The sequence below is a fragment of the Actinoplanes solisilvae genome (assembly GCF_003999975.1).
Classification (GTDB): Bacteria; Actinomycetota; Actinomycetes; order Mycobacteriales; family Micromonosporaceae; genus Actinoplanes; species Actinoplanes solisilvae.
In genome coordinates this window covers 40,688-49,360 of record NZ_RJAC01000039.1, presented here as the reverse complement: position 1 = coordinate 49,360, position 8,673 = coordinate 40,688, and the positions used below count along the sequence as shown (strand labels likewise).

The following is an 8,673-nucleotide window of genomic DNA, read 5'->3' as shown; positions in this document are numbered from 1 at the left end:
GGGCCTCGACCGCCAACCGGGTCGCACGCTCACGCAGCTCATCGGGGTACTTCTTCGGTGCCGGCATAGCTAAATCTTCTCCCAGGTTTCGATGTCTCCATCAAACCCGGGGCGAAACACCGCGTCCCGGATCTCCCAGATGCCATGGTCCGGCGTACGCCAATTGTCCTGCGCCCCGGTCGCCAGCGCGACCAGTTCGCCCCACCGCTGGTCGTCGACCGCGCCGCCGCCGCGTACCCACTGCCAGGCGCAGTCCAGGATCTCCCCGTACACGTCGTGCTGGACCTGATCGGCGGCGGCGTTGCCCCAGCGGACCGGAGCGGATCCGCGATAACCCTCCAGGTCGGGGTCGATACGTTCCTTCGACGGCGGGGTGCCGTCGAGGGTGTACAGGACGTGCGGCCGGCCATCACGTAGGCAGGCGTTCAACACCCAGGTGAGGAATCCCTCGCTCTCGTCGGCCAGCCCAATGCGGCGCAGCGCGTACACGGTGTAAGCGGCATCGCGCACCCAGGTGAACCGATAATCCCAGTTGCGTTCACCGTCGATGGCCTCCGGAAGCGACGACGTCGGGGCGGCGACGACGGCGCCGCTAGCGTGGTGGTCGCACAACTTGAGCGTGATGGCGCTCCGCCGGACCAAGTCCTCGTACGGCCCGGTGTAGGTGATGCTCGCGGCCCAGGTCCGCCAGGCGGCGGCGGTGGCGTCGATGGCCGCGGCCACGTCGTCGACCGTGCGCAGGATCGTCGGCCCGTCGGCCCACCGCAGCACCAAACCCAGCCGGTCACCCGCTCGTAACCGCACTGACCCGTCGAGCCGGTCAAGCCCGCCGATCCGGCTGGTGCTGGTCAATCGGACCGGGATGAAAGCGTCGGGCCACCCAAGGGTGATCTCGTCCAGACCGGCGGCCGGTGCCAGGCCGCCCCGGCCGGTGAGGTGGACACGCAGGTCGACCTCACCGTCAAGGACCGTGACCAGCCGGGCCAGTTCCCCGGTTCCACTCGGGCTACCGGTGCCCAAGTCTTCGCGGGTCACCATGACATCGGTGACCCGCACCGTGCCGGCGTCACACCGCAACTCGGTGACCACCACCGCGGTGTCGGCAAGGTAGTGCTGCCGGACCTCCCGGAGACCGTTCGGCTGCAACGTCCACGCGCCGCCCCGGCCCGTGTCCAGCAATGACGCGAACAGGGCCGGGCCGTCGAAGCGGGGCAGACACAGCCATCGGATGGTGCCGTCCATACCGACCAGCGCCGCCGTCGCCCCGTCACCGATCAGCGCGTGGTCCTCGATGCGGGGATACCCGTCGACTGTCCTGGGTCGGCGGGTGAAAGGGCTGATGCCGGGGGCGAGGGTCATGTCTTCCTCCATGGATGTCGGCCACCGGCATCGCTGTGATCCCGTTAGCGGTGGGGGTGCGGCGCACGGCCGTCGAGGTCAGTCGCCCTCCGCGGTGCGGCCGACGGGCCTTTCGAACTGGTCTCCGTCCGGCGCCGGTTCCGTGGGGGAAGACCTGGTCCGGCGGTACGGACCGGTGTTCCTTGTCCGGGTTGCCGGACGGCCATCGGCGTCGAACAGGTCCGGTCCGGGTTGCAGGACCGGTGGGGGCGGTTCGTCGCGATGGACAAGGTGTCTCAGCTCCTCGGTTCAGGGCGCACAGCGTCCGTACGGCTTGGGTCGTCAGTTTCCCGGCGCCCCCTCGGGTGCCGGTTGGTAGACGTCGGGGATCCCGTCACCGTCGCGGTCGCGGCGGGAACGTTCGTGCAGGCGCCGGTAGACCTTGTTGCGGCGGCTGAGCACCAGCGCGGCGAGCGTGGCGGCGATGACCGACCCGGCGACCACGGCGACCTTCGCGGCGGCATCACGGTCGGTGCCGGTGCCGTAGGCGAGTTCACCGATGAGAAGGCTGACGGTGAACCCGATCCCGGCCAGCAGCGAGACGCCCAGCAGGTCGGTCCAGGTCAGTTCGTCGTCGAGTTCCGCCCGGGTGAACCTGGCCATCAGATACGACGAACCGAGGATGCCGATCACCTTGCCCAACACCAGACCGGCGACAATGCCCAGCACGATCGGATCGGTGGCGATCGCGCCCAGATCGGTGCCACGCAGCGACACCCCGGCGGCGAAGAACGCGAACACCGGAACGGCGACCCCGGCGGATACCGGCCGCCACAGATGCTCAAGGTGCTCGGCCATACCGCGCCCGGTGCCGTTGCGAGCCAGCACCGGAACGGTGAACCCGAGCAGCACCCCGGCGATGGTGGCGTGCACCCCGGAGGCGTGCATGAGCGCCCACGCCGTGACGGCCAGCGGGATGAGGGCCCACCACCACGTCTTGCCGCGCCGTAGCAGCAGTGCGAACACCACGACCGGCAACAGCGAGGCGAGCAGTAGTAGCAGGCTGAAGTCGTCGGTGTAGAAGACCGCGATGATGGTGATCGCGAACAGGTCGTCCACCACCGCCAGTGTCAGCAGGAACGCCCGCAACCCCAACGGGAGATGCGAGCCGATCACCGCGAGCACCGCCAGCGCGAACGCGATGTCGGTGGCCGTCGGCGCCGCCCAGCCCCGCAACGCGGCACTGTCGCCCACGTTGAACAGGACGAAGATCAGCGCGGGTACGGCCATCCCGCCGATCGCCGCGACGATCGGCAGCGCGGCCTGTCGGGGATTGCGAAGATCCCCGGCGACGAACTCGCGTTTGAGTTCCAGACCCACGACGAAGAAGAAGATCGCCAGCAACCCGTCGCCGGCCCAATGCGCCAGGTCCAGATCCAGGTGCAGCCCTTCACCACCGGGCCACGGTACGAACCGTCGGACCTGCTCGTAGCTGGCCGCCCACGGGGTGTTCGCCCAGATCAGGGCTATCACCGCGCCGAGCAGTAACAGCGCGCCACCGACCGTCTCCATCCGCAACGCCTGCGCGAGGAACTTGGCCTCGCGCCATGACGACAGCCGGAACAGACGCCGCTGCGGCACCCTCTCCTCGTCAAGGTGATCGGTCACCGTGTGCCTTTCTTCCGGAAAGATTCGTCGTGTTCGTTGTGAAGTACCCGTCCTGTGCCAGGCACCGGTGATCAGCGGGTCCCGGCCCGGGACGTTCGCTGACCCGGCTCGCGTGGCTGCTCGTGTCGACCCGACGAAACCGTGCCGCTGTCACGATTGCGCGGATGTCGCTCAGGCAGTTGTCTCTTCGTCGGTCTCCCGGACGACGGCAACGGGGCAGTTCGACGTGTGCACCAATGCTTGGCTGGTCGAACCGAGCAGCAGACCCGCGAGCGGGCCGCGGCCCCGCGAGCCCACGACAGCCAGCGCGGCTCCGGAACGGCGCCGGCAGGCCACCCACCCGCCGCGGGCCAAGCCGGAACTGGTCGCCACAGCGGCGAACCGCGTCTGGTCCTGGGACATCACCAAGCTGGCCGGCCCGGCGAAATGGTCGTACTTCCACCTGTACGTGATCATCGACATCTACTCGCGGTACGTCGTCGGCTGGCTGCTGGCGGACCGCGAGAGCAGCATCCTCGCCGAGAAACTGCTCGCCGACACGATCACCAAACACAACATCGACCGCAACACGCTGACCATCCACGCCGACAACGGCACCTCGATGGCCTCCAAACCCGTGGCTTTCCTGCTCGCCGACCTCGGCGTCACCAAGAGCCACTCCCGGCCACGGACCAGCAACGACAACCCGTACAGCGAAGCGCATTTCAAAACGCTGAAGTACCGGCCTGACTTCCCGGACCGCTTCGACACCATCGAGCAGGCCCGAACGTTCTGCCGCAGCTTCTTCACCTGGTACAACACCGAACACCGGCACTCCGGGATCGCCTGGCACACCCCGCACGACGTCCACCACGGACACACCGACGCCGTCAACGCCGTCCGCGCCGAGGTCCTGACCGCCGCCTACCAGCGCAACCCCGAACGCTTCGTCCGCAAACACCCCGAACCCGCCGCCCTGCCCACCACGGCCTGGATCAACCAACCAAACCGAGACCAGCAGATCCACTCAAAGAATTTCTGATCAACCTGCCTCGAAAATCTTGACAGCTACCGCTACGAGAGCGACGCACTGTCGAGCGCTGAGGCTTGCGGGCGTTCCCGGATGTCCTCGTCGAATGCGACGAGTCGTACCTGTTGAACCGCTGTTGGTGTGGCCTTGAGCGTTGCCACGGCGATCCGGGCGGCCTGGTCGTGAGGGAAGCCGTACACGCCGGTGGCGATCGCGGGGAAGGCGACGGTCTGGGCGCCGGGTCCGTCGGCGAGTTGCGGGCTGCGTCGGTAGCGGGAGGCCAGGACGCCGACGACCGCGCGGGTCGCCCGGGAGTTGCGGGACGCGATCCGCAAGTTCTACCTGCACGTCGGCGTCACCCTCTCCGTCCTCGACCGACTGTCAGCTCGGGGCCAACCCGTTCTGGTACGCCCACACCACGGTCTGCACCCGGTCCCGTACGCCGATCTTGGTCATCGCCCGCCCGAGGTGTGACTTGACCGTGCTGGTCTCGATAAAGAGTTCGTCGGCGATCTCGTTGTTGGACAGACCTTTGGCGAGCAACCGTACGATCTCGGCTTCGCGCGGGGTGAGCTGGTGCGCCGCCGCGGACTCGGGTGGTGCTGACGGTCGCCGACGGGCGAACTCCGAGATCACCCGGCGGGTCACGGCCTGGTCGACGAGACCGTACCCGTTTGCCAGCCGACGGATGGCGTCGATCAGGTCCTCCGGCTCGCAGTCCTTGAGGATGAAGCCGTTGGCCCCGGATTCGAGTGCGCCGAAGACGTACTCGTCGAGGTCGAACGTGGTCACCACCAGGATGGCTGGCGGCGACTCGGGCGCACCGGCGAGGATCTCGTGGGTCGCGGTGAGCCCGTCGCCGCCGGGCATCCGGACATCCATACAGATGACGTCGGGGCGCAGCCGGGCAGCCACGGCCACTGCGGACGATCCGCTGGACGCCTCCGCCACCACCTCGATGTCGTCCGCCTGCGCCAGGAGCACCCGGAAACCGGCCCGCACCACCGCCTGGTCGTCGACCAGCATCACTCGGATCGTCCTGGCGCGAGTCTCGGCCCCAGTCCCAGAACCGGTCATGACGGGTCACTTCCCTTTGATGTTAGCGTCGCTGTGACGGACCAGCCGCCTTCGGTCGTCGGCCCGGCCGCGAAACGTGCGCCGATCAACTGCGCCCGTTCTCGCATGCCGATCATTCCGACTCCGCTGCTGGCGCGCGCCGCCGGCTCTGTGCGCTGCGCTGGCGGATCGTTCACCACCGTCAGCGACACCTCTCGCGGCAGGTACCGCAGTGTGATCAGGACCGGGGCGCCCGGCGCGTGCTGCCGTGCGTTGGACAGCGACTCCTGGACCATCCGATAGAGAGCGACGTCGGCGATCGGCGGCATCGGCCGCGGCGGCCCTTCGCCGACGAACGCGACCGGTGTGCCCAGGTCCCGAGCGGTCCGGACCAGGTCGTCGAGCACGGCCAAGCCTGGCACCGGAACGCTTCCTTCGCCGTCGGGGCCGGGTGTGTCGCCGCCCGCGCTGCCGTGGGCCGGGGTGCCGCGTAGCACCCCGACCACCAGCCGCAGGTTGTCCAGGGTTTCTTTACCCTGGGCCCGGAGCCAGGCCACGCCGGCCTTCGCCGCGTCCGGGTCCCGGTCGATCAGCAGCTGGACCGCCGCCGCCTGCACCACCATGCCGGACAGGTGGTGGGCGGCGACGTCGTGCAGTTCCCGAGCCATCTGGCTGCGTTCAGCACCGAGCGCGGCCTGCACCTTCGCCTGCTGGGCGCGGACCGCCTCGGCGGCCTGCAGGCGTAGCAGCTGCGTGTAGCGTCGGCGGGTCGCCACGTAGTTGCCGACGAGGAGCGCAGCGAGATGGGACAGTGCGCTCGACCCGGCGGGGCCGACAGCCGACAGCATAAGGTCCGGCGTCGTGACGGCGGCGGTGCCGAGCGCCGCTGTCGCCTCGATCGCGACCGCCGCGCCGACCAGCACGAACGCCGTCCGGGCCGGCAGCAGAACCCCGATGGTGTACGCGACGATGAACGGTGCGAATGCCCGGATCGTCACCTCTGGTGGGGACAGGGTGATCATGGCGACCTGAAGGCCGACGACGCCGGCGAGGCAGAGCAGCGGGCGGACCCGGCGCAGGCAGAGCAGCAGCGCCTGCCCGACCCCGAGGGCGACGAGCAGCCAGGCCCGCACCGGGTCGACCACGATGTCGTCCGGTGACGTCGCGCCCCAGAACAGAGCCGCCATCAATGTGAACGTCGGCCCGGCGACGACGGCCGCGAGCAGACAGTCCCGGGCGAACTGCCCGGTCACCCCGAGGTTGGCGAGCAGTACGTCCACCCGCTTCGTCAGCCGGGGCTGGTCCGCCGGCTCGGTTGGCTCGGCGGTGACCGGGCCGCCCTCGATGTGTTCGTTCACCGTGTCAGCATCCTCTGCTCGTAGATCGAGACGGATCGTGAGGGGCCGGGTCGGGAGGGGATCGGTCGAAACCGTCAGTAGGAGATGTTCGGCGAGAGCAGCATGAACTCGACGGCGAACCATCCCGTACCGGCGAGGGCCAGCAGGACCAGGGCGCTGCCGGCGGTCCGCGACCAGCCGACCCGCCGGCGGACGTCGTCCAGCAGCCGGACCGCTGCGGGGATCACCCCGAGCAGGCCGATCAGCTGGGCCACCTGCACGCTTCGCATCGAGACGGTGGAGAGATCCTCCAGGCCCATGATGAGCACCAGGCTTCCCACCCAACCGCCGACCGCGAGCAGGGCGCAGCCGACTGCGACACGGCTGAGGATGCGCGCGGTGCGTCCAGCCCGATCACGCGGTGCCCGTCGCCGCAGCCGGCGACCGATCGCCCCGATCGGCCAGGCCAGGACGGTGAGCAGGAGGATGACCACCGAACCGATGATCACCGGGATGGCCAGGTAGGTGCTGCGTGCGGTCTCGACGGGCACCAGGGCGAACGCGGAGTCGAAAACGATCGCTTCGACCTGGCCGTCGACCGCTCGCATCGCAATTGTTTCCTGCCCGCCGACCTCGCGCCAGACCCAGGGCTCGATCTCTTCGTAGACGGCGGCGGTATCGGCCATCGGACGCGGTTCGAGCAGTAGCCGGCTGTCATCGCGGACGCTCACCGTGGTACGCCCGGACAGGCCGATCAGGGTCAGGAAGTTGCTCTCGATCGCGCGGGAGCTTTCGTAGGTGCCGGCGGCCATCGCGGCGCGCTCGGCGGTGCCCGAGGCGTCGGTGGTCGGGGCGGCCAGCTCGTTGTTCGCCTTCGCGCCGGGCGCCGCCGGGAAGTAGCGGTCGGCAAAGGCTTTCGTCAGTTTCTGTCGAAGCTGGTGGTTGGCCAGGGAAGACGTGCCAGTGCTGTTGAGCGAGATGAACAGGCCGGCGCCCTCTTCCGGGTAGATCTGCAGGTGGGTGTGGAAGTAGGGGGTGTCGCCGCCGTGGCCGATGATCCGCCGGCCGTTGCGGCTCTCGTCGAAGAACCCGAGGGTCATCCGGGGTGCACCGGCGAGCGTGCCGAGCGTGGTGGCGTCGAGCGCTGGCTGGTGCATCAGGTCGAGCGTCGGCTTGTCCAGTATCGGGGTGTCGCCGACGGGTTCGCCCAAATGGGCGAGCATGAAGCGGGCCATGTCCGGGGCCGAGGCGCTCATCGACCCGGCGGGCGGGGTGCCGATGATCTCGAAGTACCCGGCGGGGGACGACGCGTTGTCGTATCCGTTCGAGACGCGGCCTGCCAGGTCGGCGGGGAGCGGCTGGGCGAAGGAGGACGACGTCATGCCGAGGCGGTCGAAGACGTTACGGTCGACGTACTCCTCGAACGGGATGCCGCTGACCCGTTCGACGATGTATCCGGCGAGCGCGTTGCCGTAGTTGGAGTAGGCCGGCACGGTGCCCGGCCGGTAGATCTGCTCCGGCGGATCGGTGACCAGAGCGTCGCGTAGGACGGTCTTGGTGCCTTCCTTGCCGATGAGGCCGGCGATCCGCTCCTCGAACCCGGCGGTGTGGGTCAGCAGGTGCCGCAGGGTGATCGGCTCGTCGAAGTTGCGGGGGATGGCGAAGTCGAGGTAGCCGGCGATGTCGGCGTCGAGGTCGACCTTGCCTTCCTGGACGAGCTGCATCGCGGCGGTGGCGGTGGCGAGCTTCGACACCGACCCGATCCGGAACAGGTGCCGCTCGGGGTCGACCGGCACAGGCTCGGCGCCCTCGCCACCGGTGTCGACGTGGCCGTACCCCCGGGTGGTGACGGTCCCACCGTCGTTGACGACGGCGACGGTTGCCCCGGCGATGTCATTGGCTTCCAGCGCGGCCGGGAGCATCTCGTCGAGCCAGGCGTTCACGTCGCTGGCGTTCAGCACGCCCGGTTCGACGGCTGCCGCCGTTGCGTCGCTCGTCGGGGCCGGCTCCTGCGAGGCACCGGCACCGCAGCCGGCGACGCCCGCCCCGACGACGACCGCGGTTGCCAGGGCGGCACCGAGACGCCGCACGCGGAATGCTGGCCGGGACGGGTACGGCCGCCGGGAAGCGGTCTGCTCTGGTGCATCGTTCTGGTTCATACCCGAGAGCCTGCTGCAGCGGCACCGCCGCGCCATCTGACGCAGGACCACACTCGACTTACGACCTAAGTAGGAGGCTCAACCAGCGATCAAACCGGACCGGCCC

At 69.1% G+C, this 8,673-nt stretch carries 5 protein-coding genes and 3 pseudogenes; 1 reads left to right on the top strand and 7 read right to left on the bottom strand.

The genetic code is table 11. The annotated features are described in order from the left end of the window. Positions 1–69 precede the first annotated feature (69 nt). The 3 genes and pseudogenes from EER30_RS44005 to EER30_RS48220 all read right to left on the bottom strand — a co-directional run. Positions 70–1,359 carry a glycoside hydrolase family 15 protein gene (locus tag EER30_RS44005; protein WP_164842741.1) on the bottom strand — a complete coding sequence of 430 codons (1,290 nt, stop codon included), beginning with the start codon at positions 1,357–1,359 and terminating at the stop codon, positions 70–72. 321 nt (positions 1,360–1,680) lie between these two features. Next, entirely contained in the window at positions 1,681–3,006 is a 1,326-nt protein-coding gene (gene nhaA / locus EER30_RS44000; RefSeq protein ID WP_240670706.1) for a Na+/H+ antiporter NhaA, read from the bottom strand. 171 nt (positions 3,007–3,177) lie between these two features. Beyond that, positions 3,178–3,318, bottom strand: a pseudogene (locus EER30_RS48220) (universal stress protein); the annotation flags it as partial. A gap of 4 nt (positions 3,319–3,322) precedes the next feature. Here EER30_RS48220 and EER30_RS49205 point away from each other — a divergent pair. Beyond that, positions 3,323–4,027 (top strand): annotated as a pseudogene (locus tag EER30_RS49205) (transposase); the annotation flags it as partial. Positions 4,028–4,059: 32 nt separating this feature from the next. Here EER30_RS49205 and EER30_RS43990 read toward each other — a convergent pair. The 4 genes and pseudogenes from EER30_RS43990 to EER30_RS43975 form a co-directional block, all read right to left on the bottom strand. Further along, positions 4,060–4,302: pseudogene (locus tag EER30_RS43990) on the bottom strand (macro domain-containing protein); the annotation flags it as partial. 94 nt (positions 4,303–4,396) lie between these two features. After that, the gene (locus tag EER30_RS43985; RefSeq protein WP_127508378.1) at positions 4,397–5,041 is read right to left on the bottom strand and encodes a response regulator; all 645 of its coding nucleotides are present in this window, start codon (positions 5,039–5,041) and stop codon (positions 4,397–4,399) included. A 47-nt stretch (positions 5,042–5,088) separates the two neighbouring features. After that, positions 5,089–6,429, bottom strand: coding sequence for a sensor histidine kinase (locus EER30_RS43980; protein ID WP_127508375.1), 1,341 nt, complete (start codon positions 6,427–6,429; stop codon positions 5,089–5,091). Between the two features lie 74 nt (positions 6,430–6,503). After that, complete coding sequence (locus EER30_RS43975; RefSeq protein WP_205650685.1) at positions 6,504–8,498, bottom strand: serine hydrolase domain-containing protein; 1,995 nt, start codon at positions 8,496–8,498, stop codon at positions 6,504–6,506. Between the last annotated feature and the right edge of the window lie 175 nt (positions 8,499–8,673).